Here is a 24,924-nt window from a genome sequence, read left to right on the forward strand (position 1 = left end):
ACGACCGTGGATCCGCCAACGCGAATCCACGGCCCCCTACCGTGCAGGCTGCGTACGGCATTACTCAACCGAACGTGAGCAAACCCACATATCCTACTAGTTAGGTAGAGTTACTCGCGTCCCTCGTGTCACGGTGCTGCCAGCGCCTCGGTCGGCGACAGCCGGGCGGCCCGGATCGCGGGGTAGAGGCCGGCGATGCCACCGATCAGGATCGTGGCGGCCACGCCACCGGCCGTCGCCCAGCCGGGAACCGTGGTCGGCCAGTGCTGGTAGTACGCGTACCCCGTGGTCACGAGGATCCCGAGCAGCACTCCGCCGACGCCGCCCAAGGCGGACAGCAGCAACGACTCCGCCAGGAACTGGGTCCGGACCTGGCCACGGGTGGCGCCCAGCGACCGGCGCAGGCCGATCTCGCCGCGCCGCTCCAGGACCGAGATGACCATCGTGTTGGCCACCCCGACGCCGCCGACCAGCAGTGCCACCGCACCCAGGCCGAGCAGCAGCCCGGTGAACGCGGCGCCGGCCGCCCGTTGGGCGCTCAACGCGTCGGAGGGGCGCGACACGTCGACCTCGTTCGGGGCCTCCGGGTTCGCCGTGGGCCCGAGCACCGCCCGGACCGCCTCGACCTGGCTCTCGGCCGACCGCGTGTAGACGGTCGTCGGGTGGCCGTCGAAGCCGAACAGCCGCTCCGCCACCGGCCAACCCATGATCGCGGCGTCGTCCAGGTTCTCGGCCAGGGCGACCGGGGCCAGGATGCCGACCACCACGAACCGCTGACCACCGACGATGATCTCGACCTCGGGGCCGGCGTGGCTGATGCCGAGGCGGCGCGCGGCGGAGTCGCCGAGCACGACGGCCGGGTAGTTCTCGGTCGCCGCGTTGAGCCAGACACCGCTCCGGACCTCGGCCGACACGGTCTCGGGCAGGTCGAGCCGGGCGGCGTACGTGCCGAGGCCGTTGGTCTGTGCCGCCGGGATCCGGTCGGACCGGTAGACGCTGGCGCCGCTGACGGTGCCGACCGCCGAGGTCGACCGCACCGGCCCGATCCGCTCGATCATCGACTCGGCCGCCGCCGGCAGGCTGGCGTCCTCACCGAAGATGGACTGGCCCGGCGAGACGGTCAGCAGGTTGGTGCCCAGCGCGGCCAGTTCGCGGTCCAGGTCGGCCCGCGACGACGCGGAGATCCCGACCACCGCGATCATCGCCGCGATGCCGATCGCGATGCCCAGAGCGGAGAGCAGGGCCCGGGTCGGCCGGGTACGCAGCCCCACCGCCCCCACCCGCAGAATGTCCCGCGGCCGCAGCCGAGAGTGCCGCAGGCTGATCGCGCCCGCATGCTCGGCATGCCGCCGGGAGGGCTTCAGGCTCGTCGCACCTTCGGCGTCCCGTGGCCGCCGCCAGGACGGTTTCAGGCTCGGGCTCGTCGCACCCTCGGCGGTCCGTGGCCGCCGCCAGGAAGGTCTCAGGCTCATGCCGCCACCACCTCCCCGTCGCGCATCCGGACCTGGCGGGGCAGGCCCTCGGCGATCTCCCGATCGTGGGTGATCACGACGACCGTGGTGCCGGCCGAGTGCAGGTCCCGCAGCAGCGCGAGCACGCCCGCACCGGCCGCCGAGTCGAGGTTGCCGGTCGGTTCGTCGGCCAGCAGCACCCCGGGCTCGCCCACGACGGCCCGGGCGATCGCCACCCGCTGCTTCTCCCCACCAGACAGCTCGTGCGGCTCGTGGTCGAGCCGGTGATCCAGACCGACCCGGTCCAGGGCCGCCGCCGCCCGCTGCCGGCGTTCGGCCAGCGCGACCCCGGCGTACAGCAGGCCGTCGGCGACGTTGTCCAGCGCGCTGACGCCGGGCGCCAGGTGGAACTGCTGGAAGACGAAACCGATCCGGCGCGCCCGCAGCGCGGAGAGCTGCCGGTCGGAGAGCCGGGACACGTCGTGCCCGTCGACGACGACGGCGCCCTCCGTCGGGGTGTCCAGCGTGCCCAGCAGGTGCAGCATCGTCGACTTGCCGGAGCCGGACGGGCCGACGATCGCGACGAGCTCACCCTCGCCGAGTTCCAGGCTGACATCGCGGAGCGCCCTGACCCCGCCGGGATAGGTCTTCGAGACCTCTTGGAGCTGGATCATTCCGGCATCCCCACCGTCATGCCCTCGGTGATGCCGTCGCCGCTGACCTCGACGCGGCCGCCGGCGAACAGCCCGGTCTCGACCCGCGCGTAGCGGGTGGCCGAACCCTCGACCAGCTCGACGCCGTAGCCGCCCTCGGCCAGGGCGACCAGGGCCGCCACCGGCACGGTGAGCACGTCGGCGTGCTGTGCGGCGGTGAAGGTCACCTCGACCGCGGCGACGTCCAGCCCCGCACCGGCCTTCGGGTCGGCGAGCGAGACCTGTGCCTCGATCTTGGTCTCCGGCGTGCCGTTGGGGTCGTCGCTGGCCTCGATGACCGTGTAGACCCGTTGCACCTTGCCGTCGACCCGCTTGCCGTCCGGCAGTTCCACGTTGACTTTGGTGCCCTTCTTGGCCAGCCGCTGCTCGCCGATGTCGAGCTGCACGGTGATCACCCGGCTGGTGCCCGTGTACGCCAGCACCTCCTGGCCCGGCCCGGTCGCGCCACCCAGCTTCGCCTGGACGCTGTCGACCCGGACCGGGCCGGGCGCGAAGACGACCCGGCCCAGCTCCACCCGCCCGGTCTCGGCGACGCCGAGGTCCTCCTGCCAGTCGCGAACCGCGTCGGCCGTGGACGAGCTGTACTCGTCGTCGGCCGTGAACCCGGTGTAGCCCAGGGCCCGCAGGTTCGCTTCGAGCGCCTTGACGTCCGCGCCCTCGTCGCCCGGCCCGAGGTTCCGGTAGGCCGGCACACTGCCGTACATCAGCACGATCGGATCATTGTCCACTTTGTACAGCGCTTTCCCGCGCTGGAAAACGGATCCGGCGTACGGGAGGGAGGTGACGGTGCCACCGCTGCGGCCGGCCAGGGTTGTCGTGTCGCCGTAGCCCAAGGTGCCGTCGACCGTCTGGGTGTCGTCGAGGGTCTGCCGCGTCACTGTCGCGGTCGCCGGCGGCAGGGCCGCCGCCGCACTCCCGGAGTCCGGCTCTCCGAACCCGAAGCCGATGGTGGCCGCGGCCGCCGCGCCGACCGCCAGCACGGTGACCGCGCCACCCGCGATCTTGGGGCCGCGACCCCGCCGACGACGGCTCATCGCTCCGCTCCGGGCCGGCCGAGCTTCGCGTCGCAGGCCTCCTGTGCCTTCTTGAAGTCCGGGTCGCCGGCGATGTCGCCGTCGATCCGTATACCGCCCTCGTTCGGGTTGGGGTCCGGGAACTTCTCGACGCCGTTGTCGCGCATGCACTGTGCGTGGTCGAGCATCTCCTGCTGGGCTTCCGGGTCGGGCTTGCCGCCGGGAGGGCCGGACGGCGCGTACTCCTTGCAGGCCTCCTGTGCGGCCTCCACCTTCTCCTTCCCGCCGGGACCGGCGTTGATCCGCTGGGTGATCCGGCCGCCGTCGATCTCCGGGTCGGGCATGTCGACGCCGTGCTCACGCATGCACTGCGCGAACTTCAGCGCCATTTCCTCGACGTCCTCCCTCGACGGCTCACCGCTGGTGGCCGCCGCGCTCGGCGTGCCGCCGACCGAAGCGATCCCGCCGTCGCCGTTTCCCTTGCCACTGCAGGCGGTCAGCGCCATGAGCAGCGCCAACGGCAGCAGCGCGTGCCTTGTCTTCATGACTTCTCCCGAGCCGGGGCGGGCCGCACGGGTGCGGTCCGCTGTGACGGCGAAGTCAACGCCCCGGGCCGTTTCCGCGGCGCTTCCGAAAGCGCTAACAGCGAAGAAACAGGTTGGCTCGGCACCATGGGGCGATGCGGATCCTGGTGGTCGAGGACGAACGCCTGCTCGCCGAGGCGATCGCCGAGTGGTTGCGCGGCGACGCGCACGCCGTCGACGTCGCCCTGGACGGCGACGCGGCGCTGGAACGTCTCGCCGTCAACGACTACGACGTCGTCGTGCTCGACCGTGACCTGCCGAAGGTGCACGGTGATGACGTGTGCCGGGCCATGGTCGGCTCCGACACGACCGCCCGGATCCTCATGCTGACCGCGGCCGCCGAGATCGGCGACCGGGTCGCGGGCCTGTCGCTGGGCGCCGACGACTACCTGCCCAAGCCGTTCGCCTTCGTGGAGCTGGCCGCCAGGGTGCAGGCGCTCGGGCGGCGGGCGCGTCCGGCCCTGCCGCCGGTGCTGCGCCGGGCCGGCATCCTGCTCGACACGGCCCGCCGCCAGGTCTTCCGGGACGACCGCTACGTGCCGCTGTCCAAAAAGGAGTTCGGCGTGCTGGCCGAGCTGTTGCGCTCCGATGGTGCGGTGGTCAGCGCCGAACAGTTGCTGGAGAAGGTCTGGGACGAGAACGCCGACCCGTTCACCTCGGCGGTCCGGCTCACCGTGCTCAAGCTGCGCCGCAAGCTCGGCGACCCACCGGTCATCGAGACCCTGGCCGGAGAGGGGTACCGGATCTCATGAGGCGCCTCACCCTGCGTATGCGGCTCACCCTGATCTACGGCGGCCTGTTCCTGGTCGGCGGCCTGGTGGTGCTCGGCGTGACCCACCTGCTGGTCGAGCAACAGCTTCCGCATGCGGGCGGCGTGATGGTCAACCGTCAGCTCGTCGGGCCGGGCACCGCCGCGACGGACACGGTCTTCTTCCGGACCGCCGACGGCACGCAGATCCCCGCGGAGGACATGCCGGAGTACATGGCGAAGGAGCAGTCGGAGGTACGCGACGAGGCGTTGACCTCGCAGCTCACCCAGGGCGGCATCGCGCTGGGCCTGGTCGGCAGCGCGGCGATCGGCCTGGGCTGGCTGGTGGCCGGCCGGGTGCTCGCCCCGCTCCACCGGGTCACCGACACCGCCCGCCGGATCGCCCGCGGCGCCGACCTGAGCCTGCACGAACGGATCGCCCTGACCGGCGCGGACCACGAGGTCAAGGAACTGGCCGACACGTTCGACACGATGGTCGCGCGGCTGGATCGGTCCTTCGAAGGCCAGCGCCGTTTCGTGGCCAACGCCTCGCACGAGCTTCGTACACCGCTGACGTTGAACCGCGCCCTGGTCGAGGTCGCGATGAACCGCCGCACGGCCTCGCCCGACGTCATCCAACTCGGCGAGACCCTGCTGGAGATCAACAGCCGGCAGGAGCGGCTGATCACCGGCCTGCTGCTGCTGGCCCGCTCGGAACACGAGGTCGCCGACCGGCACGAGATCGACCTGGCGGACATCGCCACCCACGTGGTGGCCCAGTCACTGGACGAGGCGCGCGCCGCGTCGGTGACCCTGACCGAGGAGGCCGACCCGGCCCTGACCGGCGGCGACCCGGTGCTGCTGGAACGGCTGGCGCAGAACCTGGTGGAGAACGCCATCCGGCACAACCACCCGGGCGGCTTCGCCCGCATCACCACCCGGCCCGGCCCGGACGGCGGGGCGCGGATCGAGGTCACCAACACGGGACCGGTCATTCCGGCGTACGAGATCCCGGGCCTGTTCGAACCCTTTCGGCGCATGGACGCGGACCGCCTGGTCACGGCGAAGGGCGCGGGCCTGGGGCTGTCGATCGTCCGCTCGGTGGCCCGCGCCCACGGAGGCGAGGCCACCGCCCGCCCGCACGCCGACGGTGGCCTGGTGGTGACGGTGACACTGCCCGGCCCTAGTGGTCGAACAACAGGTCCGCGGCTCGGCTGAGGACCTGCGACCGGCTGCGGTCGCCATGGTCGGCGGCGAGGAAGTGCGCGCCGATCGCCATGCAGAAGGCCAACAGGCTGCGCGCCTCGACCTCGTCGGGGTCGGTGCAGAAGGTGCCGATCAGCTCGCGGAGCAACCCCATCCGGCGGTTGTCGACCCGCCGCAGCCGTTCGGCGACGCCCGCGTCACGGCGGGCCCAGTCGCGCACGGCGAGGTCGATCGGCCGCAGGCGGTCGCTGGAGAAGGTGAGCAGACCGGCGCGGGTGATCCTGGCGCGGGCGTCGCCGCCGGCCCGTTCGACCTGGTCGAGCACCTCGTCGGTGCTCTCCCGCTCCCAGGTGTCGAGCATGGCTTCCAGCAGCGCCTCCCGGTCGGCGAACGACCCGTAGAAGCCGCCCTTGGTGACGCCGCGCTCCTTGGCGAGCGCCTCGACGCGGACGGCGTCGGGCCCGCCGGCGGCCAGCGCCCGCAACCCGGCCTCGACCCACTGCTCGCGCGTGGTGCGCGTCGCACCCACAATCGTGCCCACCTTCTATATACGCCACCGTATAACAGGCGTTAGCCTGGTGTTGTACGCCATCGTATACATCTACGGGAGGCCGCGATGACCGTCGTCCGGACGCATGACATCCCCGCGCCCGCCCGCGCGCTGAGCTCGTTGGACACCATCGACTACGCGGATCACTTCACGCTGGCCACGGACGCGGAAGCGACGGCGGAGCAGTGGGCGAGAGCGATGTTCGGCAACGTACCCAGCCCCGGAGAGATCCTGATCTGGCGGTTCATCCTCGGCCTGCGCCTGCACCAGGGCCGCTCACCGAACACGGTGGCGGGCTGGCACATTGGCGCCCGCGGCGACGACTGGATCCGCCTGGAGGCCCAGTCGTGGTTCCTGAGCGGAAACCTCGTCGTACACGCTATGGCTGGGCGGGTGTCGCTCTGGACCTTCCTCCACTACGACGGACCCGTAGGCCAGCACGCGTGGCCACCTCTCTCAACCATCCACCGTGGACTGGTGCCGGGCGTGCTCCGCAAGGCCGCGGCCCGAATCCGACGGCGTCCGCGTTAGGCCAGAGGGTGTCAGCGGTGTTCGACGGTGAAGCCGAGGTCGCCCAGGACCTTCACCGCGCCGGTCTTTCCGCCCTCGAAGTCTCCTGAGGCCAGGCGGTTTCCGGTGGCGAACTCGTACGCCGTGCCCAGGATCGCCTTCGGCGGGTAGTGGTGGTCGTCGCGGACCAGGTCGTACGTCGTGGTCGGGGCGAAGCCGTGCGTGGCGAAGAAGTTGTCCGGCCCCAGTCGGTCGTACTCCTTCATCGCGCGTACGACGTCGGTGTTCTTGACCTTGTTCCACTCCGGTGTCATGAGACTCTCCTGTCCAGGAAGTCGAGGATCAGGTCGGCCACCGGGTCCAGGTGGCTTTCCAGCAGGAAGTGGCCGCCGTCCAGCAGGTGGATCTCGGCGTCGCGCGCGTCGTCGGCGAACGCCTGGGCGCCCGCGGGGGCGAAGATGCCGTCGTTGCGGCCCCAGGTCGCCAGCACCGGCACGCCGCTCTCTCGAAGGTACGCGTGCAGTTTCGGATACAAGGGCAGGTTGTTGGCGTAGTCCGCGAACAGCTTGAGCTGCACCTTGTCGTTGCCAGGGCGGCTGACCAGCGCGTGGTCGTGCTCCCACGTGTCGGGGCTGACGACCGTCTCGTCCGGTACGCCGTGCAGGTACTGCCAGCGGATCGCGTCGAGGGTCAGGGCCGCGCGCACTCCGGCTTCCGTGGTCGGCGACGGGTCGCGCCAGTAGTCGCGCACCGGCGCCCAGAACTCGTCGATGAAGCCGGCCTCGTAGCCGTTGCCGTTCTGGGTGATGATGCCGGTGATGGCCGCCGGCTTGGCCAGGGCGAGCCGCCAGCCGACCGGAGCGCCGTAGTCCTGCACGTAGATCGCGTAGCGCTCGACGCCGATCCGGCTCAGCAGGGCGGCGGTCAGGTCGGCCAGCCGGTCGAAGGTGTAGTCGAACTCGGAGACCGGCGGCGCGTCCGAGAAGCCGAAGCCCAGGTGGTCCGGCGCGATCACGTGATAGCGGTCGGCGAGCCGCGGGATCAGGTCGCGGAACATGAACGAGCTCGTGGGGAAGCCGTGCAGCAGCACCACGGTCGGGGCGTCGGGATCGCCGGCCTCCCGGTAGAAGAGCGTGCGGTCGTCGACGACGGCGTACCGGTGATGGATCATTGTTCTAACCCCCGTGAGTGTCAAAGATGGTTATAGCTAGCAACCTAGGACCGGTTCGGATAACCTGTCAACAGGTTCACGGTGGTTAGGAGAAAGATGCCGGACGGGCAATCGGACGAGGCCGTGCTGCTGGCCATCCTCAACAGCACGCCGGTCATCGACGGAGAGCAGCGCGACGAGTTGGCCGACCCGGTGGCGGCGCGGGACTGGCTGGTCGGGCTCGGCGGACGCGGCACCCGCAAGGAGCGCGAGCACGTTCTGGCGGCCCGCGTCGCGTTGCAAGGAGTCGTGCGCGGTGCGCGACCGCCGGAGACGTTGGCCCCGCTGCTAGATGGGGTCGCGCTCACACCGGCGTTGACGCCGGCGGGCATCACCTGGAACGCGGACGTTCCCGCGGATCGCGACCTCGCGGTGCGCGCCATCCTCACCTGGGACGCGCTGACCAAGGACAACGCGGGCCGGCTGCGGCCGTGCGCCAACGACGAGTGCCAGCTCTTCCTGATCGACCACAGCCGCACCAACACCGCGCGCTGGTGCTCGATGGCGGTCTGCGGCAACCGGATGAAGGCCCGCCGGCACTACCAGCGGAACCGCTAGCGGGCCAGCGCGGCGTCCAGCCGGGCGAGGTGGTCGTCGATCGGGCCGACGGTGAGCATGCCGCTGCCGGCGCCGGCCAGTTCGCCGGCCGCCGCTGCGAGTGCCGTGTGTGCGCGCCGGATCCAGTCCCGGTCGTCGCACCGGATGGCCGCCTCGCCGAGCAGGCACCACAGGGCCTCGAAGAGCAGGTCGTGCGGCGGCTCCGGGGCGACACGCAAGGCGGCGCCGTCGGTCAGCGGGCGCACCCACGGCTCGTACGGGCCCCAGTCGGTGTCGGCGGCGAACTCGATCGGTTGGCCGTGCCACACCCGCAGGCAGAGCAGGGCCAGCGGCAGCAGGCCGCGCTCGACGCCTGGCATTCCGGCTCCGGACAGGTCGGCCGCCGCCGCTCGGTAGGCCGCCTCGGCCGGGGCACCCGTCGCGGCCAGCCGCAGTGCCGCGTACCAGCGGGTGAAGGCGCCCACCAAGGGTCGGCCGTGGCGTTCGGCGAGTCGGTCCGCCGCGGCGGCGTGCTGGTCCGCGGTCGCGAAGTCGGCAAGGGCCGCACGGGCCTGCATCCGCACGAGGTGGCCGAGGATCTCGAACGACGCCAGGCCGTGCGCGGCGGAGACGTCGGTGAGCTCCGCGCCGATCCGGTCGCGTTCGGCCGCCAACCCGGCGTGCTGGAACGACTGCATGAACCTGCCGTTCAGGACGAACACCAGCAACCCGGGGTCGCCGAGCGGGCGGGCCAGGCGCTCGGCCTCGCGGGCGGCGGTGTGCCGGTCGGTGCCTCGGGACTCGATCGCGACGGTCGCCAGCAGCCGGGCGCGGACCGAGTCCGGCGCCGCGGGCGGCAGCGCGGCCAGGGTCCGCTCGGCGGCGGCCACGATCGCCGCCGCCTGCGCCGGGTCGTCGGACCGGGTCCAGATGGCGGGTACGTCGTACCCGCCGATCACCCGCGCCGTGAGCTCCGGATCGCCCAGCCGCTCGGCCGCCTCGACCGTCGCCAATCGCTGGCCGCGCGCGGCTTCGAGGCCGCCACCGACCGCCAGGCCGCGCAGCAGGTCCACCGTCGACTCCAGCCGGGCCGGCGCCCCGAACGTCACGGTGCGGTCGTACGCGGCCGCGGCCGCCGCCCAGATGCCCTCCGCCTCGGACGGCGACGCCTGGCGGAGGATGTCGGACTCCAACCGTCGCAGGGACGGCCCCGGGTCGATGCCGAGTTGCTCGCGGAGCAGGTCCCGGGCCCGGCGCAGCACCGCGAGCGCGTCCGCCTGGCGGTTCGCCCGCCACAGCGCCTCGGCCAGCAGCCGCCAGGCGTCCTCGCGCCACGGGTGGCCGGCCACGTGGGCGTCCAGGTCGGGCACGACGTCGGCGGCCCGGCCCTGTCCGAGCAGCGCTTCGGCGCGTAGCTCGACCGCGTGCAGCCGAAGCTCTTCGAGGCGGGCTCGCTCGTCGCGGGCCCAGGGTTCGTCCAGACCGGCATACGCGGGCCCGCGCCACCAACCCAGGGCCTCGCCGAGCCTCTCTGGAGAAGGCCGCGCCGCTACTACGGCCTCGAACCGCCACGCGTCCACCGCGTCCGCGCCCACCCGCAGCGCGTACCCCGGGCCTTCGGTGACCAGCAGCCGCGGCGGCGTGCGAGGCGCGCGATCGGGCTCCAACGCCCGGCGCAGAGCGGCGACGAACGTGCGCACCGCGCTGACCGCACCCGTTGGCGGGTCGGTCCACAGGTCGTCGACCAGCCGGTCGACCGGGACCACCCGGCCGTTGGCGACCAGCAGGCGGGCCAGCACCGCCCGGTGCCGGGGACCGCGCAGGTCGACCGGCTCACCCGGAGCGGACCAGGCGACGACCGGCCCGAGGACGCCGAAACCGACAGACACGCAGGTCAACGTAGCGCGCTCATCGGTTGCTCATCCGTGATCGGCACGCTGGACCAGACCGATCACGAGAGGACCTGAAACATGATTCCCGGTTTCGACCAGCATCGCGTCCAGGTGGACGAAGATGTCACGCTCAATGCCGCGGCGGGCGGTTCGGGCAGCCCGATCGTGCTGTTGCACGGCTTTCCGCAGACCCACCTGATGTGGCGGCACGTGGCGGCCGACCTGGCCGCGGACCACACGGTGATCTGCCCGGACCTGCGCGGCTACGGTGCCAGCGACAAGCCCTCGGCGCGCGACGCCGACACGTACTCGAAGCGCACGATGGCCGCCGACATCGTGGCCCTGGCCCGGACGCTCGGTCACGAGCGGTTCGCGCTCGCGGGGCACGACCGGGGCGCGCTCGTCGCCTTCCGCGCCGGCCTCGACCATCCCGACTCGATCACCCGGCTGGCGATCCTGGACGTGCTGCCGACCCTGGACATGTGGGACGTGCTGCACGGCGCCGACGCGGCGGTCGCGTTCCACCTCTACCTGATGGCCCAGCCGCCGGGGCTGCCCGAGCGAATGATCGAGGCGACCGCCGACGAGTTCTTCGGCTCGTTCCTCGACGGTTGGGGCGGAGACCCATCGGCGATCCCCACGGAGGTACGCACGGCGTATCTGGCCGCCTCCCGCGCGGCGGTGCCGTCGATCGTCGCCGACTATCGCGCGTCGGCCGGTATCGACGTCGACCATGACCGGGCCGATCGGGCAGCCGGGCGCCGGCTCGCCATGCCGGTCACCGTCGTGCAGCAGGACTGGGGCGCGGCGCTCGGCTACGACGCGGCAGGACTGTGGGGGGCCTGGGCGCCGAACCTGGTGCACCGCACCACGACGGCCGGGCACTTCATGGCGGAGCAGACACCGGCCGAGATCGTCAAGGACCTCCGCGATCTGCTGAATCGGTGACACGTACGGGTCAAGCGCACACTGCGTCCGTCGTGCCCGCCCGGGTCCCGGCCCTACGGTGGACAGCGATGCCGTAGGGAAGGGGTCACGACCCGTGCACGAGGTTTCGGAGTCGCCGGAGGAGTGGCAGGGCGACTATGCCGGCGAAGAGCCGCTGCCGACCGTCCACCGCCGCGTGATGCTCACCGACCTGCCGGACAGCGGTTTGGAAGAGATCGCCCGCCGACTCAAGCTCACCCTGCCGGAAGCCGAGCCCGTCCCCGAACCCGAGTGGCACCCCGCCCCGGAACCAGAGCTGGAGCTGACACCCGCGCCGGAACCGGAGCCGGAGCGGGCACCCGATCCAGAGCCGGCGCCGGCGGCACCAGACCTGGGACCGGCGTCGGCGCCCGTGCTGGCAGTGGTGCCGGTGCAGACGCCGGTGCCGGCGATCGTGGCAGTACCGGAGTTCACGGCGGTGCCGGCTTTCGTGGCGGTCTCCACACCGGTGCCGATGCCGGCACCCGCGCCGGCCCCGGTGGTCGTCGACCGTGGACCCGTGCTCGCCGGGCTGACGGTGGCCGAGCTCGAGGAGCTGGCCCACGAGCAGTTCGCGCGGGTCGTCCACGGCCCGGCGGAGGTGCCGGCGACAGACGAGCTCTACGAGCACCTACGCGGCGCGGGACTCCAACGGATCGACGCGTTCGCGTACCGGGTCGAGGACGGCAGGCCGGTGGTGGTCGTCCGGCCGTCCTCGGCCCCGGAAGGCGCCCGCACCCTGCACCGCGTCGTGCGTACGCCGGCCCGAGAGGCGGTCTGGCAGGTCGTGGACGTCTGGATCGGCGTGCCGATCTCCACGGTCCGCAACCCGCCAGCAGACCTCCTGGAAGCGGTGTACTACGCGGCGTACTAGTCGATGAATATTGTCTTCTTCTGGCTTTCGATGCTCTTCAGGATGCTGGCCACGTCCCCGGGCTTGCGGACGAACTCCTGGAACGCCGGGATGATGACGGTCGAGGCGAAGTCCGGGCGGGTGTCGCGGTCGAGGAACTGCGCGATGTTCTTGGCGTTGCCGACCAGTTCCGCCGACTTCTTCTGGATCGTCGTGTAGGAGCTCGTGTCGGCCTTCGTGTTCGACGAGATGAACGGCTCGCCGAGCTTGCTCGCCTCGGCGGCCGCTTCCGGAGCGGCCAGGTAGGCGAGCAGTTTCTTCGCGCCCGCCCCGTTCTTGGGCTTGGCGCTCATGCAGAAGCCGTCGATCGGCGCGTCGATCGCGTCCGAGCCGACCGCCGGGTCGATCGCCGGGAAGGTGAACAGGTCGACGTCCTCCCGCTCGGCCTGCGGGAACTGGTCGATCAGGAAGGTGCCGAGCAGGTACATGCCGGCCTTCTTCTGCTGCAACGCCTGCGCGGCCTCCTGCCAGGTGCGGCCGAGTGCGTCCGGCTGGTGCAGGGGGAGTAGCTGCCCCCAGGTGTCGAAGACCTTCTTGACCTCGGCGCTCTCCCAGGAGCCCTTGCCGGCCATCAGGTCGATGTGGAACTGGTAGCCGTTGATCCGCATGTTGAGGATGTCGAACGTGCCCATCGCGGGCCAGCCGTCCTTGTCGGCGAACGCGATCGGCGCCAGCCCGTCGGACTTCATCTTGTCGGCCAGCGTGGTGAGCTCGTCCAGCGTGGTCGGCACGGTGTAGCCGCGTTCGGTCCAGACGCTCTTGCGGTAGAACATCGCCCACGGGTAGTAGGACTGCGGCACGAAATACTGCTTGCCGTCGTCGCCGGTGGAGGCGGTCTTGAACGATTCAGCGACGCCGTCCAGGGGCCAGACGTCGCTGATGTCGCCGATCAGCCCGCGCCGGGCGAAGAACCGCATGCGGTAGCCGGCGAACCAGGAGAACACGTCGTCCGGGCTGCCCTGCAGGTAGTTGTTGATGTTCTCCTGGAACGTGTTGTGGTCGATCTCGTTGAGCTTGACGGTCGTGCCGGCGTTCTTCGCCTGGAAGCCGGCGACGGCGGCCTGGCGCTGCTTGGCGAACGTCGAGCCGACCTCGTTGGACCCGAAGGTCACCTCGCCGGTGCCGTCGCCGCCCGTGGTGCCGCCACCGTCGTCGTCACCGCACGCGGCGAGCGCGGGAGCGGCCGCGAGGGCGGCGGCGCCGATGAGCAGGGACCGCCGGGGTACGGGCATCCCGGCCAGAGCGGGAGCCGGTGAAGTCTGGTGTCTCATCCGATCCTCCAAATGTGCGAATGGGATGGTTCAGCAAAGGAGGCGGGCGTCGGCCCAGTCGGCGTGGTCGAAGTCGATCCCGTTGCCGCCGTCACCGAGCACGAGGCGCAGCGTGCCGCGGCCGGTCACGTCGAGGTCGACCACGGAAGGGCCGGACGCCAGCGTCACGGGTGGGCTGGTGTAGAGGGTCACGCCGTCGGCCAGCACGGTGAAGACCACCCGCGCGGTGGCCGAGGTGACCTCGGCGTCGATGCCCGCGACGGCCGTGAACCGCTCGCAGGTGCCGCCGAGGTTGACGGTCAGGTCGCCGGGCGAGTGCCCGCCGATGCCGCGCACGTAGCTGACGCCGCCGGACGTGAGCACCGCGCCGTCGCCGGCGGCCTGCTCACCGTTGGACTGGTCGCGTTCGGCCGGTCCCCAGCCGTTGGCGCCCGTGAACGACGGGTTGGAGCCGGTGCCGGGTGCCGTGCAGGTCAGGGTGGCGCCACCCCAGTCGGCGTGGTCGTAGTTGGCGTTGTCGCGCCCGTCGGTGACCCGAAGCTCCAATGTGGTGTAGCCACCGGTGGCCACGGAGAGCCGGGTCGGTCCGTCGGCCGCGCGTTTGATCCCGCTGTAGGCGAGCAGCTTCCCGTCGCCGTACACCTGGAATCTGACCGATGCGGCCGCGTTGGTCACCTCGTCGTCGATGCCGACGTTCGCGGTGAACAGCGGGCAGGCGCGGCCGAGGTAGAGGTGCACGGCGCTGTCGGCGTGGGTGCCGACGCCCTTCGCGTAGGTGGTGCCGTTGATGGTCAGCGTGCCGCCGTCGGCCGCGGCCTGCTCGCCGTTGGCCCGGTTGCGTTCGGCCGGACCCCAGAAGTTGCTGGACGCGAGCCAGGCGATGTCACCGACCTGGTGAGTGCCGGCCGCGGGAGCGGCGGCCGGTGTGCCCGTGCGGTTGACCCGGAACATCACGGCGCCATGTGCGGGCACGCTCGCGCTGATCGCGCCCGTCGACGTCGTGGTGGCGCCGGTCCAGAGGTTCCGCAGGTTGTATCCGGACGAGCCGCCGAGGCCGACCTCGGCGGCGGAGGTGGTGATCGTGGCGCTGGCGGCTGACCGGTTGAAGAGCACGACCGCCGCGCCGCCGTCGCTCATCGGCTTGCCCCAGACCTCGGTCTCGCCGAAGTCGCGCAGCTTGCGGCCCTGTGAGCCGCCCCAGTCCTGGTTGACCGCGATGACGTCGGCGTTGCGGATGATTCCCAGAGTCGCGGCGGACATCGAGCGCAGGTCGTTGCCGAGCAGCAGCGGCGAGTTGAGGAGAGCCCAGAGGCTGAAGTGTGCGGTGTATTCGGTGGTGGTCATCCCGCCGTTGCCGACCTCGAGCATGTCGGGATCGTTGAAGCCGTTGTTGCGGGCGAACGGCTCCAGCCCGTTCTGCTGGTCGAGCAGCGAGAGCACGCTGCCCCAGTTGTCGGAGATGTCGCCGGTGGTGCGCCACAGGCTGCCGCCGACCTGCGGGGCGAAGACCCACGGGTCGGCCAGTCCCCAGTTGCAGATGCTGTAGACGATCGCGCGGCCGCTTGCCTTGAGCGCGTCACCCATCGCCTTGTACCGGGCAGCGTCCGGCCGGCCCTGGTTGTTGCAGTTGTCGTACTTGAGGAGGTCGACCTCCCAGGCGGCGAACGTGTTGGCGTCGACCACCTCGTGGTCGAGGCTGCCCGGCAGCCCTTGGCAGGTCGCGGTGCCGGCGGACTCGTAGATGCCGAGCTTGAGCCCGCGGGCGTGCACGTAGTCGGCGAGCGCCTTGATGCCGCCCGCGAAACGGGTCGGGTGCGGTTGCAGCCGGCCCTGCGCGTCGCGGGTCGACGCCATCCAGCAGTCGTCGATGTTGACGTAGCGATAGCCGAGGTCGTCCAGGTTGTTGGCGACGATCGCGTCCGCGGTCTGTTTGATCAGGTTCTCGTCGATGTTGCAGCCGAACCGGTTCCAACTGTTCCAGCCCATCGGCGGTGCGGTGACGGGCACGACCGGTGTCGCGGCCGACGCGGCGGGCGCGGTGGCCACCAGGGTCGAGGCGGCGAGCAGTGTGACGGCCAGGAAAGACAGCGGCTTTCGCATGATATGCACCAATCTTCGTGGCGCTACAACGTTACGTCAGTAAATATTGATGGCTACGATCATGCAAGAGTTTCGATCTATTGGAGGCGCCGTGCGTACGCGAAGACGGCTGACGCCGCGTGACCGGATCGTCGTGACGCTGATGCTCGGCGTACCCCTGGTGTTCGTGGTCCTGCTCGTCTGGTTGCCGGCCCTCTCGTCGGTCGCGCTGTCGTTCTCGCGGTGGGAGGGTTTCGGCGGGCTGAGCTCGATCGACTGGATCGGGTTCGAGAACTACAAGAACATCGCCACGATCTACCCGCCGTTCTGGCCGGCGATCTGGCACAACCTGATCTGGGTGGGCTTCCTGTTCCTGATCCCCACACCGCTCGGCATGTTCCTGGCCGTGCTGCTGGACAAGGAGATCCGCGGCAGCCGCCTCTACCAGACGGCGTTCTACCTGCCCGTCATCCTGTCGCTGGCGCTGACCGGCTTCATCTGGCAGCTCATCTACTCGCGGGACCAGGGCCTGCTCAACGCGGTGCTGGGCACGCAGATCGACTGGTACGGCGACCCGAACGTCAACCTGTGGGCGGTGTTGGTCGCCACCGGCTGGAAGCACACCGGATACATCATGCTGATCTACCTCGCCGGGCTGAAAGCGGTCGACCCGGGGCTGCGGGAGGCGGCGCGGGTCGACGGCGCGAGCGAGCCGCGGACCTTCTTCTCGATCGTCTTCCCGGTGCTCCGACCGATCAACCTGATCGTCCTGGTCATCACGATCATCGAGTCGCTGCGCGCGTTCGACATCGTGTGGATCGTCAACAAGGGCCGCAACGGCCTGGAGGTGATCGCCGCGCTGGTCGCACAGAACATCATCGGTGAGGCGAGCCGGATCGGCTTCGGGTCCGCGCTGGCGACCATCATGCTGCTGATCTCGTCGGTGTACGTCGTCATCCACCTGCGCGCGACCACGAGGGGAGACGACCGATGAGGCCTCGGCACGTGCTGCACGCGTTCCTCGCCGTCATGGCGCTCGGCTGGCTCGCCCCGCTGCTCTGGGGACTGTTCAACTCACTGCGGGACTACGACTACACCGGCACGCACGGCTACTTCTCGTTCGGTGGGTTCACCTTCCAGAACTATGTGGACGCCTGGGAACGTGGGGAGTTCGGCGAGAAGTTCCTCAACTCGCTCTACATCACCGTGCCGGCCGTCGTGCTGACGCTCTTCCTGTCCTCGTGCGCCGCGTTCGTCCTGGCCCGGTTCAGCTTCAAGCTCAACCTCACCCTGCTCGGCGTCTTCGTCGCCGCCAACCTGTTGCCGCCGCAGGCCTTGCTGATCCCGGTCTACCGGGCGTTCCGGGAGGTGGAGCTGCTCAACAGCTACACCGGACTGGTGCTCATCAACACCGCGTTCCAGATGGGCTTCTGCACGCTGGTGCTGAGCAACTACATGAAGACCATCCCGCACGAGTTGTACGAGTCGGCGGAGGTCGACGGCGCCGGGGTGAGCCGGCAGTTCTTCACGCTGACCCTGCCGCTGGTGCGGCCGGCGCTCGCCGCGCTGACGACGTTGCAGGTCACCTGGATCTACAACGAGTTCTTCTGGGCCACCGTGCTGCTCCAGGACGGCGACAAGTTCCCGATCACGAGCTCGCTCAACAACCTGCGGGGCGAGTTCTTCACCGACTACAACCTGCTGTCCGCCGGCTCGATCATCGTCGCGCTGCCGACGCTGCTGGTCTTCTTCGTACTCCAGCGGCAGTTCGTGTCGGGTCTGACGTTGGGATCGACCAAGGGCTAGCTAGCGCCCCGCGAGCGGGAGCACCGAGCCGGGCAGCCGGCCGGTCGGGCGGTAGACGACGCACATCGCCACGCGGTCGCCGTCGGCCCAGGTCTCCGCGGTCGGCAGCACCGGGTAGAAGTCGAGGCCCTCGGCCGACGCGCCACGCCAAAGCTTGTCGAAGGCCTGCCCGCAGCGGGCCGCGGCGAACGTCGCCACGGCTGTGCGGTCGAAGGTCCCCTCCGGCGCGTACACGAAGCCGTAGGCCTGGTTGTCGGCTCCTTCTTCGCACGGGATGTAAACGACCACGCGGTCGTCGGCCATCGGGTCGTACTCAGGATCGTCGAAGCACTCGGTGGCTTCGATGCTGAGCAGGCCGGTGGTCTCGGCGGTGAGGAAGGCGTCGGTCTTCTTCACCGGCGCGTCGGGAGGCGTGGCGAAGAGCGTTCCGAGAGCGAGCGCGCTCGCCGCGATCCCGACCCAGCGGAAAACAGGCACCCACGGAACGTAGGTGGCCGCTCTGAACGCCGGATGGCCGATCGGCGACGCCATCGTGACGGCCGGTCAGCCGCCTTTCAGGCGGCTTTCAGTTCACCTTGAGGACATGTCCAGGTCCGGCCTCGGTCGCTCGGCTTTGGCTCAATGCCCGTGTCCCACCGTGCTCTTGTCGGTGGCTGATTCCCTGAGGGGGGAAACACGTTGAGTGAGGTCAAGAGGCCTTGGAACTCGGGTCGTCGCCGGGCGGCGGTGGCGGCCATCGGTGCCGCCGCGCTGTTCGCCGGTGGCATCGCGTTCGGCCCGGCCGCGTTCGGTGACGCCGCGCCCACCAAGTTCCCGGCCGCGGAGCGGTACAAGCCGACGCCGGTGCCGGACCGCGTCATCCTGATCCCGACCGACAAGCCCGCCACCAGCCAGCGCGTCTCGTGGCGCGCCGACGCGTCCGCCGAATGGGCGCAGGCGCAGTTCCTCGAGGCGCCCAAGGCGCTCGGCGACGTCGCGCCGGCTGCCGGCGCGGTGCGCACCGTGAAGGCGATCGCCAACACGCCCGTCAACACCTCGCTGGGGTACGCCTCGACGTACCACACGGTGGAGTTCACTGGCCTTTCGCCGCAGACCCGCTACACCTACCGGGTCGGTGACGGCACCAACTGGAGCGAGTGGATCGACTTCACCACCGCTGCCGAGGGCTTCGAGCCCTTCTCGTTCATCTACTACGGCGACGCGCAGAACTACATCGACAGCGCCGTGCCGCGGGTGTTCCGCCAGGCGTTCGCCGACCGGCCGCAGGCCAAGGTGATCGTCAACGCCGGTGACCTCATCGACTCCGCGAACAGCGAGGAGCAGTGGGGTCAGTGGTACAACGCCGGCGGTTTCATCGACGGCCAGGTCAACAACATCTCCGTGACCGGTAACCACGAGTACAACGGCACCAGCCTGTCGTCGTTCTGGGCGCCGCAGTTCCCGTACCCGGACAACGGCCCGGCTTCCTGGGCCAACGAGCCGGCGCTCGACTCGACTGCCTACTCGGTCGACTACCAGGGCGTGCGGTTCATCGGGCTGAACACCAACGTCCAGAGCATCCCGCAGTACATGGACGCGCAGACCGCGTGGCTCGAGGGCCTGCTCAAGGACAACCCGAACAAGTGGACCGTCGTCACGTTCCACCACCCGGTCTACTCGACCGCCGAGGGCCGCAACAACCCGATCGTCCGGGCGCAGTGGGGTCCGCTGCTCGAGAAGTACGGCGTGGACCTCGTGCTCCAGGGCCACGACCACACGTACGGCCGTGGCAGCACGGTCGCCTCTCGCAAGTCCGCGACGGTGCACGACGGAACCGTGTACGCGGTCTCGGTGTCCGGCGGCAAGATGTACGACGTCGACGGTTCTGTGTGGACGGACAACGGCGCCGACATCATGGCCAAGGCTGAGGACTCGCAGCTTTACCAGATGATCGACGTCAAGGGCGACTCGCTGACCTACGAGGCGCGCTTCGCGAACGGCAAGCACTTCGACGGCGTCGTCGTCCGTAAGAACGAGGCGGGCGAGCGGACCGTCAACGAGTGGCGTACGCCCGAGACCACCACGGGCGAGCACGTCATCGTCAGCACCACCGCGCCGAAGGCGGGCAGCAAGCTGGCCGTCACCGGCTACGGGTACGACCCGAACGAGTCGGTCGACATCTACCTGCGCAAGACCAGCACCGCCGAGGGCAAGCCCGGCATCCTGATCGCCACCAAGAAGGCGGACGAGCTGGGCCGGCTGGACTACACGTTCACCCTGCCGTCGAACGCGACCGGTGGCAGCCAGCACACCGTGTACCTGGAGAGCCACAGCCAGCAGATCTCCAGCCAGGTCATCACCGTCAAGAAGTAGTTCGGTTTGTGGGTTGCGGGCCGGCTCGCGTCTTGGGTCGGCCCGCTCTTCCCGCCCTTCTTAGGAGCTTCGCGTGAGACGGGTCCTTCTTGGCGCCCTGGTCGTGTTGGCTGTCGTCGGTATGGCCGGCACGCCGGCGACCGCGCATCCGTTCGGCCCGCCGTCGACCGCGAACGTCACCGTGCACGGCTCGTCGCTGAAGCTGGTCTGGCACGCGGCCGAAGACGACTGGGTGGCGCTCGGCCAGTCGGTGGGCGCGTTCGACGACCCGGCCACGGACGTGACGGGCGAGCAGAAGCTGCAGCGCTCGCCAGCGGTGCGGACGTATCTGCTGGACCGGATGACCGTGCGACAGGCGGGCCAGGGCTGCCCGGGCTCGCTGCACGAGCTGACCGACGTGCTGGCCACTGGGGCCACGATCACCTACGAGTGCCCGGCCGACGTCGACGAGGTCAAGATCCGGCTGGCTGCCCTGATGGACCTCAACGAGGCGTACCGCACGGTCCTGGTCGGCGACTCGGAGGCGCTGTTCACGGCGACGTCGCCGGAGCAGCAGTTGCGGCTCAGCGGGTCCTCGTCCGGCCTGTCGACGGTGCTGCCACTGGCTATCGGCACGGCCGTGGTGGTTGTGCTGGGCCTCGCGGCGCTTGTGGTGCTGCGTCGCCGCCGTCGGAGGTCCGCATGACCGGGTTGGACGGGCTGGACAACCGGCTGATCGCCCTCTTCGACGGCGGCGCCGTCTTCTGGGTGCTCCTGCTGGTCGCCCTCGGCGTGGGCGCGGCCCACGCGGTGGCACCGGGCCACGGCAAGACCATCACGGCGGCGTACCTGGTGGGCACGCATGGCCGCTACCGCGACGCCGTACGCCTCGGCGTGATCGTGGCGGTGATGCACACGTTCTCGGTGCTGGTGCTGGCCCTCGTCTGGGTCGGCCTAAGCGTGTCAGCGAGCCTGGGCACGAAGTCGGTCACGGCCTGGATGCAGGTCGCCGCGGGCCTGGTGGTGATCGCGGTCGGCGGCCGCCTGGCCTGGCGCCAGCTCCGGCACCGCTATCAGCATTCGCACTCTCACTCGCATCCGCACTCCCATGGCCCGGACGAGGCGACGGACCCGTGGTCCCGCCAGGGTCTGGTGGCGCTGGCCCTGTCCGGTGGGCTGCTGCCCTCACCGTCGGCGTTCCTGCTGCTGGTTAGCGGTCTGCTCACCGGTCGCTCGGTGGACGCGCTGATCCTGGTGCTGGCCTTCGGAGTCGGCATGGCCGTGACCTTGACCGCCGTGGGCGCGATAACGGTCGGAGGCTTCGGCGCGCTGGCGTCGCGCACCAAGCGCTGGTCCGCGATCGCAGCCTGGACCCCAGCCGTAGCCGGCGTCGCCGTCGCGACCGCAGGCTGCCTCTACGTGGCAATGGCAGTCTCGGTCCTCACCGCTTAGGGCGTGCCCCGCTGATCGCGGCGGCGATGGTCAGGACGAGATGTGCAGGATGGCGTCGCAGTGGGCGATGGTCTCCTGATCCAGGGGGAAGTAGCCCTGTTCCGGGGTCATGTCGGTGCGGACGGTCATTGGTTGGCCGTTCAGGGCCTCGTCGATCGTGGCGCGGTCGAGCAGGGTCCGGGCCGTCGCGGGCAGCGCCGCCTCGAAGGTGCCCGCCGGTGGGGTCGAAAGGTTCAGGGCGGCGCTGGCGCCGAGGCTGCCGATGATGACCGCGTAGCGGTCGCCGAGCAGGGCCGCGACGATCGAGCCCGCGGATGACCACTCCAGGTTCATGCCGGCCAGGTTCCAGGTGCTGGGGTGGCGCTGTAGGTGGCGGTTGTTGGCGTACACCAGGGTCGGGCCGCGGTGTTGTTCCTGTGCTCGGATTTCGAGCAGGTTTTGCGCCATCCAGGCGTCGCGGACGCCTAGCAGGCGCGACGTGCGGGCCGCCTGCGGTGCCGGAGCCGCCGCTTCCGCGTGGTAGCCGAGCAGTCGCACCGCCACGTCCGCGTGCAGGTCGGCCCGGCGCCACTCGGCCAGTGACGTGGCGGCGACCAGGCGCGGTGCGTTGGCGTACAGCGCGGTTCGTAGGTCGTCGGCGATGCCGCGCAGGCGCAGGGCTTCGGGGGAGCGGCCGACCGAGCGGGTGTGGTCCATGATCGCGGACGGGTCGGCCCAGCGGGTGTCGGCGCCGATCAGTTCGTCGAGGTCTACGGGCGGGTCCACGTGCTCGCTCAGGTAGGCCAGCACGTGCACCAGATAGCGGCGTGGGCTCGGTGCTCCGGTCATCTCCAGCGGCGCGTCGAAGCCGTGGAACGTCACCCGTTCCGGCAGCGGCCGGTCGAGGTTGTGAAGGCGCAGCCACTCCAGGAGTTCCGGGTTGCCCGGGAGGGTGCCGAAGCCGTGGCTGAAGGCGTCGGTCGGCAGTTCGTCGGTCGCGCCCTGGACGTACGCGTCGATCGCCAGGGCGGCGAGGCGGTCGGACTCGTAGGCGAACGAGCGGAACCCGGCGGAGACCAGCTCCTGGAAGATCTCGTTGCGCGCGAAGGCGAAGGCCGGCTCACCGTGGGTGGGCTCGCCGAGAGCCAACAGGTCACGAGTGGCCAGGAACTCCGAAACCGTCATACGTCCGGACGTTACCGGGTGCGGATCTCGTGACTCTGTGCACCCGCACTCTGGCGTAGCGCTACGAGTGGAAGCTAAAATGGTCGTTACGCATCCGAAGGGAACTTGTTGTTCAGCAAGTGCCGTGTTCGGCACTTCCCACGTCGACCAATGGGGGTCAGGAAGTGGAAGATGGCTGACGACAAGCGGAAACGGGCGAGCAACAGCTAAAGCCGTCGTCGCCCGCGCCCGTCGTGTGCACTGTCGCGCCGGTGGGCGGACAGTGCGGCGTCAACCATCGCCCACATCAACCTCCATTCCGATGGAGGTCCTAGGCCGGGTGACGGCCTCGGTGGGCCAGGTCCAACGCAGCCCGTATTTCCGGCCGTGCTGGCAATTGCGGAATTCGTGATCCACGTACCCGTTCGGCGCCACGGTCAATAGCTGTGGGGCGCCCTCGGGAGGATCGATCGATCCTTCGGATTGCACGGAGACATCGAAGTACCAGCAGCGTACGGGCAGTGTGCGCGGGTCGAACTGAGCGCGAACGGTGAGTAGTTCGGTCTGCTGTCCGCGGATCTCCTGCAGGATTGTCGGTCGACAGGAGCGGTCGGAGTTGAAGCGCGTTTCATACGAGAAGTAATAGCGTTCGCCGGATTCGATCCGGCGCGCGAAGCGGAGTCGTCCCTTGCGGCCCCCTTGCGGAAGCAGTTCGTACGAGCCTTCGCGTCGGCAGTTGGCGATGGGAACGATGTCGACGCCTGCATCGGGATCGTTGTAGTACCAGCCGACGGCGTCGTAATACTCGACTGGGCCGTGTGCGATCAGCCATCGCTGGCAGGTCGACCGGACTCCCCGTGTGCCTTCGAAGTGGTAGAGCACCTCGGTGCGTTCAAATGACAATGGAAGAGCCGCAGAGGGGATGTACTCCTCCTTGCGTAACTGCTGCCACCCGTCGCCTGTGTTGAGTTGATCGATGCGGGTCATCAACGCCCTCGCGATGTGAGGTGCTGTCGAGTTCCGCCAGTAGCCGCGGTAGCGGTCGGCTGCATCGTCGACTTCGATGCCTTCCTGGCTGGCATCCTCGCGGCCGAGGTCGCGCCAGCGCGCGGCCAGCGAGTCGAACTCGGCACCCTGAAAACGCTGGGCGGGTATCCGGAACGCAGCTTGGGCTGTGCGCTTCCATCGACGGTTCGTCAGCTCGTCGATGACCGCCACGATGGTGGCGATGACCGCCGTGGCCTTCTCCTCCGCTGACCACGACTCCGGTGTCCGAGCCGCAGCCATGATGGTGCGAGCCCCTTCGCTCTCGTTGTTGACAAGCTTGTGGACGCTCGGGCCGGAATCGACGACGAGGGCGCGGATCGCAGACTCGAGTGACTCCACCGTGGCATTCGCAGGGGTGTCATGACGGGCCACGGAGTCACCCCTCCCTACCGCCGAAATCACCCTTGTTCGCCCCTGGGTGGAGCCTGGTTCCCTACTGGTATGACCGGCGAAACGGCGCCGACGACGGATATCCACGTGGCAGCGAGGTTCCAGTCATGAACGAAAAAGGATCGCGTCCTATCGCTGACACTAGGTCCTTGCATGCTCTTGCGGAAACCTACGCAGGTGTTGCTGCACGGATCGCTCACTCGCGGTACGTGGCACCAAGTTACCTATTTGGACAACTGGGTGCAAATTATGTCGCCGCTACGGACGGCGAGTACGTTGCCGCGCGCGTTGGCCTGGCAAGGTGTTTCGCGTTTTGTGGCCTGCCGCTGCTGTGCGCGATGGTGCGAGGCGGCGGGATGCCGCTTGCTGGTCTGTTTCGGCACGTCCGGCTGGTGGTCCGGTTGGTTGAACTCACCGGGGCCGATGCATCGGAGGACGTGTGTAACGACCTCCACGACGCGGTTCGAGCGATCGTGGAAACAACGACAGGGATCGCGCGGGAACGCGGCCTGAACTCGGACACGATCATGAACCTCATCTCGGAGACTCGCTGGTTCGACCGCGTAGGCGACTAATAGACACGACCAACTGGGGGTGAGTGCCGTGCGTGGGTCCACAGCCAACGGCTTCGACGTCTTCATCGGATACAACGGCAGGGATCGGGGCCGGGTGCTCCCGATCGTCCGGGCCTTGCGGTCGCGCGGGATCGCCGCGTGGGTCGACGAGTTCGAACTGCCGCCTGGGCGGCTGTTCCAAGACGAGATCGATCGAGTCCTCCGTTCCTGCCGATCTGCGGCGCTGTTCGTCGGTGCGGACGGAGTCGGGCCGTGGGAGCAACTGGAGATCAAAGCGGCGATCAGCCAGTTCCTGCGGCGTGGTCTTCCCGTGATTCCGGTCCTGCTGGACGATGCCGGTCCGGAGCCGGATCTGCCGCTGTTTCTGCGCGAGTTCCGGATGGTTCGCTTCGCGCAGGAGACTGCCTTCGACCTGACGATCAGCGATCTTGTCTGGGGGATCACCGGCTCCAGGGACGAAAACGTGGGTGCGCGCCGTACGGGCAGCGTTGGTGCCTGAAGTTTTCTTTCATGTCGACGATCATCTCTTGAAAATTC

26 protein-coding genes are annotated in these 24,924 nt (G+C 69.6%); 13 read left to right on the plus strand and 13 right to left on the minus strand.

What is annotated here, in order from left to right; all coding sequences use genetic code 11:
• Positions 1 to 128 precede the first annotated feature (128 nt).
• Genes BLV39_RS16215 through BLV39_RS16230 form a run of 4 tightly spaced genes read right to left on the minus strand, consistent with a single transcriptional unit; the run spans position 129 to position 3,722 of the window.
• A complete protein-coding gene (locus BLV39_RS16215) occupies positions 129 to 1,472 on the minus strand; it encodes an ABC transporter permease (RefSeq protein WP_090792557.1) in 1,344 nt (447 codons plus the stop codon).
• Positions 1,469 to 2,125: an ABC transporter ATP-binding protein gene (locus BLV39_RS16220; RefSeq protein ID WP_090792560.1), complete on the minus strand. Its 657-nt coding sequence runs from the start codon at positions 2,123 to 2,125 to the stop codon at positions 1,469 to 1,471. The genes BLV39_RS16215 and BLV39_RS16220 overlap by 4 nt, the downstream gene beginning before the upstream one ends.
• A complete protein-coding gene (locus BLV39_RS16225; protein WP_090792563.1) occupies positions 2,122 to 3,198 on the minus strand; it encodes a peptidoglycan-binding protein in 1,077 nt (358 codons plus the stop codon). The genes BLV39_RS16220 and BLV39_RS16225 overlap by 4 nt, the downstream gene beginning before the upstream one ends.
• Positions 3,195 to 3,722 carry a hypothetical protein gene (locus tag BLV39_RS16230; protein ID WP_090792567.1) on the minus strand — a complete coding sequence of 176 codons (528 nt, stop codon included), beginning with the start codon at positions 3,720 to 3,722 and terminating at the stop codon, positions 3,195 to 3,197. The genes BLV39_RS16225 and BLV39_RS16230 overlap by 4 nt, the downstream gene beginning before the upstream one ends.
• A gap of 134 nt (positions 3,723 to 3,856) precedes the next feature.
• Between BLV39_RS16230 and BLV39_RS16235 the strand changes: the two genes are divergently transcribed.
• Both BLV39_RS16235 and BLV39_RS16240 read left to right on the plus strand, forming a co-directional pair.
• A complete protein-coding gene (locus BLV39_RS16235; RefSeq protein ID WP_090792570.1) occupies positions 3,857 to 4,513 on the plus strand; it encodes a response regulator transcription factor in 657 nt (218 codons plus the stop codon).
• Positions 4,510 to 5,727: a sensor histidine kinase gene (locus BLV39_RS16240; RefSeq protein WP_090792573.1), complete on the plus strand. Its 1,218-nt coding sequence runs from the start codon at positions 4,510 to 4,512 to the stop codon at positions 5,725 to 5,727. The genes BLV39_RS16235 and BLV39_RS16240 overlap by 4 nt, the downstream gene beginning before the upstream one ends.
• On the opposite strand, the gene BLV39_RS16245 is transcribed toward BLV39_RS16240, so the two are convergent.
• The gene (locus BLV39_RS16245) at positions 5,693 to 6,244 is read right to left on the minus strand and encodes a TetR/AcrR family transcriptional regulator (RefSeq protein WP_176984941.1); all 552 of its coding nucleotides are present in this window, start codon (positions 6,242 to 6,244) and stop codon (positions 5,693 to 5,695) included. The two genes, BLV39_RS16240 and BLV39_RS16245, sit on opposite strands and share 35 nt — an antisense overlap.
• Before the next feature lie 87 nt (positions 6,245 to 6,331).
• Here BLV39_RS16245 and BLV39_RS16250 point away from each other — a divergent pair, with 87 nt between their 5' ends.
• Entirely contained in the window at positions 6,332 to 6,796 is a 465-nt protein-coding gene (locus BLV39_RS16250) for a hypothetical protein (protein WP_090792579.1), read from the plus strand.
• A gap of 11 nt (positions 6,797 to 6,807) precedes the next feature.
• Here BLV39_RS16250 and BLV39_RS16255 read toward each other — a convergent pair whose 3' ends face one another.
• Both BLV39_RS16255 and BLV39_RS16260 read right to left on the minus strand, forming a co-directional pair.
• Positions 6,808 to 7,089: a ScoMcrA-related endonuclease gene (locus BLV39_RS16255; RefSeq protein WP_090792584.1), complete on the minus strand. Its 282-nt coding sequence runs from the start codon at positions 7,087 to 7,089 to the stop codon at positions 6,808 to 6,810.
• On the minus strand, positions 7,086 to 7,946 hold the full coding sequence (locus tag BLV39_RS16260) for an alpha/beta fold hydrolase (RefSeq protein ID WP_090792664.1): 861 nt from the start codon (positions 7,944 to 7,946) through the stop codon (positions 7,086 to 7,088). The genes BLV39_RS16255 and BLV39_RS16260 overlap by 4 nt, the downstream gene beginning before the upstream one ends.
• A gap of 96 nt (positions 7,947 to 8,042) precedes the next feature.
• Here BLV39_RS16260 and BLV39_RS16265 point away from each other — a divergent pair, with 96 nt between their 5' ends.
• Positions 8,043 to 8,543 carry a CGNR zinc finger domain-containing protein gene (locus BLV39_RS16265; protein ID WP_090792666.1) on the plus strand — a complete coding sequence of 167 codons (501 nt, stop codon included), beginning with the start codon at positions 8,043 to 8,045 and terminating at the stop codon, positions 8,541 to 8,543.
• Here BLV39_RS16265 and BLV39_RS16270 read toward each other — a convergent pair.
• Complete coding sequence (locus BLV39_RS16270; protein ID WP_090792669.1) at positions 8,540 to 10,411, minus strand: AfsR/SARP family transcriptional regulator; 1,872 nt, start codon at positions 10,409 to 10,411, stop codon at positions 8,540 to 8,542. The genes BLV39_RS16265 and BLV39_RS16270 overlap by 4 nt on opposite strands.
• 81 nt (positions 10,412 to 10,492) lie before the next feature.
• Between BLV39_RS16270 and BLV39_RS16275 the strand changes: the two genes are divergently transcribed.
• Together BLV39_RS16275 and BLV39_RS44795 are read left to right on the plus strand one after the other, a co-directional pair.
• On the plus strand, positions 10,493 to 11,362 hold the full coding sequence (locus BLV39_RS16275) for an alpha/beta hydrolase (protein ID WP_090792673.1): 870 nt from the start codon (positions 10,493 to 10,495) through the stop codon (positions 11,360 to 11,362).
• Positions 11,363 to 11,456: 94 nt separating this feature from the next.
• Complete coding sequence (locus BLV39_RS44795) at positions 11,457 to 12,254, plus strand: hypothetical protein (RefSeq protein WP_090792677.1); 798 nt, start codon at positions 11,457 to 11,459, stop codon at positions 12,252 to 12,254.
• On the opposite strand, the gene BLV39_RS16285 is transcribed toward BLV39_RS44795, so the two are convergent.
• Both BLV39_RS16285 and BLV39_RS16290 read right to left on the minus strand, forming a co-directional pair.
• Positions 12,251 to 13,564, minus strand: coding sequence for an ABC transporter substrate-binding protein (locus BLV39_RS16285; RefSeq protein WP_204082760.1), 1,314 nt, complete (start codon positions 13,562 to 13,564; stop codon positions 12,251 to 12,253). The genes BLV39_RS44795 and BLV39_RS16285 overlap by 4 nt on opposite strands.
• Before the next feature lie 30 nt (positions 13,565 to 13,594).
• Positions 13,595 to 15,664 (minus strand): NPCBM/NEW2 domain-containing protein, encoded by a 2,070-nt coding sequence (locus BLV39_RS16290; protein WP_090792683.1) that lies wholly within the window; start codon positions 15,662 to 15,664, stop codon positions 13,595 to 13,597.
• Between the two features lie 91 nt (positions 15,665 to 15,755).
• Between BLV39_RS16290 and BLV39_RS16295 the strand changes: the two genes are divergently transcribed.
• Together BLV39_RS16295 and BLV39_RS16300 are read left to right on the plus strand one after the other, a co-directional pair.
• A complete protein-coding gene (locus BLV39_RS16295) occupies positions 15,756 to 16,637 on the plus strand; it encodes a carbohydrate ABC transporter permease (protein ID WP_239083607.1) in 882 nt (293 codons plus the stop codon).
• Positions 16,634 to 17,449: a carbohydrate ABC transporter permease gene (locus BLV39_RS16300; RefSeq protein ID WP_090792689.1), complete on the plus strand. Its 816-nt coding sequence runs from the start codon at positions 16,634 to 16,636 to the stop codon at positions 17,447 to 17,449. The genes BLV39_RS16295 and BLV39_RS16300 overlap by 4 nt, the downstream gene beginning before the upstream one ends.
• On the opposite strand, the gene BLV39_RS16305 is transcribed toward BLV39_RS16300, so the two are convergent.
• Positions 17,450 to 17,926: a hypothetical protein gene (locus tag BLV39_RS16305; protein WP_143049780.1), complete on the minus strand. Its 477-nt coding sequence runs from the start codon at positions 17,924 to 17,926 to the stop codon at positions 17,450 to 17,452.
• 201 nt (positions 17,927 to 18,127) lie between these two features.
• Between BLV39_RS16305 and BLV39_RS16310 the strand changes: the two genes are divergently transcribed.
• The 3 genes from BLV39_RS16310 to BLV39_RS16320 all read left to right on the plus strand — a co-directional run bounded on the left by BLV39_RS16310 (position 18,128) and on the right by BLV39_RS16320 (position 21,232).
• Positions 18,128 to 19,801 carry a purple acid phosphatase family protein gene (locus tag BLV39_RS16310; RefSeq protein ID WP_090792696.1) on the plus strand — a complete coding sequence of 558 codons (1,674 nt, stop codon included), beginning with the start codon at positions 18,128 to 18,130 and terminating at the stop codon, positions 19,799 to 19,801.
• Between the two features lie 73 nt (positions 19,802 to 19,874).
• On the plus strand, positions 19,875 to 20,486 hold the full coding sequence (locus BLV39_RS16315; protein WP_143049781.1) for a hypothetical protein: 612 nt from the start codon (positions 19,875 to 19,877) through the stop codon (positions 20,484 to 20,486).
• Entirely contained in the window at positions 20,483 to 21,232 is a 750-nt protein-coding gene (locus BLV39_RS16320; protein ID WP_090792703.1) for a nickel/cobalt transporter, read from the plus strand. The genes BLV39_RS16315 and BLV39_RS16320 overlap by 4 nt, the downstream gene beginning before the upstream one ends.
• A gap of 30 nt (positions 21,233 to 21,262) precedes the next feature.
• On the opposite strand, the gene BLV39_RS16325 is transcribed toward BLV39_RS16320, so the two are convergent.
• Entirely contained in the window at positions 21,263 to 22,396 is a 1,134-nt protein-coding gene (locus BLV39_RS16325) for an erythromycin esterase family protein (protein ID WP_090792707.1), read from the minus strand.
• A 270-nt stretch (positions 22,397 to 22,666) separates the two neighbouring features.
• Positions 22,667 to 23,794: a hypothetical protein gene (locus BLV39_RS16330; protein ID WP_143049782.1), complete on the minus strand. Its 1,128-nt coding sequence runs from the start codon at positions 23,792 to 23,794 to the stop codon at positions 22,667 to 22,669.
• Between the two features lie 125 nt (positions 23,795 to 23,919).
• On the opposite strand from BLV39_RS16330, the gene BLV39_RS42370 reads away from it, so the two are divergent.
• Together BLV39_RS42370 and BLV39_RS16340 are read left to right on the plus strand one after the other, a co-directional pair.
• Entirely contained in the window at positions 23,920 to 24,387 is a 468-nt protein-coding gene (locus BLV39_RS42370) for a hypothetical protein (protein ID WP_143049783.1), read from the plus strand.
• Between the two features lie 28 nt (positions 24,388 to 24,415).
• A complete protein-coding gene (locus BLV39_RS16340; protein ID WP_275414256.1) occupies positions 24,416 to 24,886 on the plus strand; it encodes a toll/interleukin-1 receptor domain-containing protein in 471 nt (156 codons plus the stop codon).
• The last annotated feature ends 38 nt before the right edge of the window (positions 24,887 to 24,924 follow it).

Source organism: Asanoa ishikariensis, assembly GCF_900107455.1.
Classification (GTDB): domain Bacteria; phylum Actinomycetota; class Actinomycetes; order Mycobacteriales; family Micromonosporaceae; genus Asanoa; species Asanoa ishikariensis.

What these genes read in the sequence shown, in the direction of transcription:
- BLV39_RS16260 (WP_090792664.1), bottom strand. Translation starts at nt 7,946, where the DNA reads ATGATCCATCACCGGTACGCCGTCGTCGACGACCGCACGCTCTTCTAC.
- BLV39_RS16235 (WP_090792570.1), top strand. Translation starts at nt 3,857, where the DNA reads ATGCGGATCCTGGTGGTCGAGGACGAACGCCTGCTCGCCGAGGCGATC.
- BLV39_RS16215 (WP_090792557.1), bottom strand. Translation starts at nt 1,472, where the DNA reads ATGAGCCTGAGACCTTCCTGGCGGCGGCCACGGACCGCCGAGGGTGCG.
- BLV39_RS16230 (WP_090792567.1), bottom strand. Translation starts at nt 3,722, where the DNA reads ATGAAGACAAGGCACGCGCTGCTGCCGTTGGCGCTGCTCATGGCGCTG.
- BLV39_RS16250 (WP_090792579.1), top strand. Translation starts at nt 6,332, where the DNA reads ATGACCGTCGTCCGGACGCATGACATCCCCGCGCCCGCCCGCGCGCTG.
- BLV39_RS16285 (WP_204082760.1), bottom strand. Translation starts at nt 13,564, where the DNA reads ATGAGACACCAGACTTCACCGGCTCCCGCTCTGGCCGGGATGCCCGTA.
- BLV39_RS16290 (WP_090792683.1), bottom strand. Translation starts at nt 15,664, where the DNA reads ATGCGAAAGCCGCTGTCTTTCCTGGCCGTCACACTGCTCGCCGCCTCG.
- BLV39_RS16265 (WP_090792666.1), top strand. Translation starts at nt 8,043, where the DNA reads ATGCCGGACGGGCAATCGGACGAGGCCGTGCTGCTGGCCATCCTCAAC.
- BLV39_RS16255 (WP_090792584.1), bottom strand. Translation starts at nt 7,089, where the DNA reads ATGACACCGGAGTGGAACAAGGTCAAGAACACCGACGTCGTACGCGCG.
- BLV39_RS16275 (WP_090792673.1), top strand. Translation starts at nt 10,493, where the DNA reads ATGATTCCCGGTTTCGACCAGCATCGCGTCCAGGTGGACGAAGATGTC.
- BLV39_RS16300 (WP_090792689.1), top strand. Translation starts at nt 16,634, where the DNA reads ATGAGGCCTCGGCACGTGCTGCACGCGTTCCTCGCCGTCATGGCGCTC.
- BLV39_RS16240 (WP_090792573.1), top strand. Translation starts at nt 4,510, where the DNA reads ATGAGGCGCCTCACCCTGCGTATGCGGCTCACCCTGATCTACGGCGGC.
- BLV39_RS16225 (WP_090792563.1), bottom strand. Translation starts at nt 3,198, where the DNA reads ATGAGCCGTCGTCGGCGGGGTCGCGGCCCCAAGATCGCGGGTGGCGCG.
- BLV39_RS16325 (WP_090792707.1), bottom strand. Translation starts at nt 22,396, where the DNA reads ATGACGGTTTCGGAGTTCCTGGCCACTCGTGACCTGTTGGCTCTCGGC.
- BLV39_RS16220 (WP_090792560.1), bottom strand. Translation starts at nt 2,125, where the DNA reads ATGATCCAGCTCCAAGAGGTCTCGAAGACCTATCCCGGCGGGGTCAGG.
- BLV39_RS16320 (WP_090792703.1), top strand. Translation starts at nt 20,483, where the DNA reads ATGACCGGGTTGGACGGGCTGGACAACCGGCTGATCGCCCTCTTCGAC.
- BLV39_RS42370 (WP_143049783.1), top strand. Translation starts at nt 23,920, where the DNA reads ATGAACGAAAAAGGATCGCGTCCTATCGCTGACACTAGGTCCTTGCAT.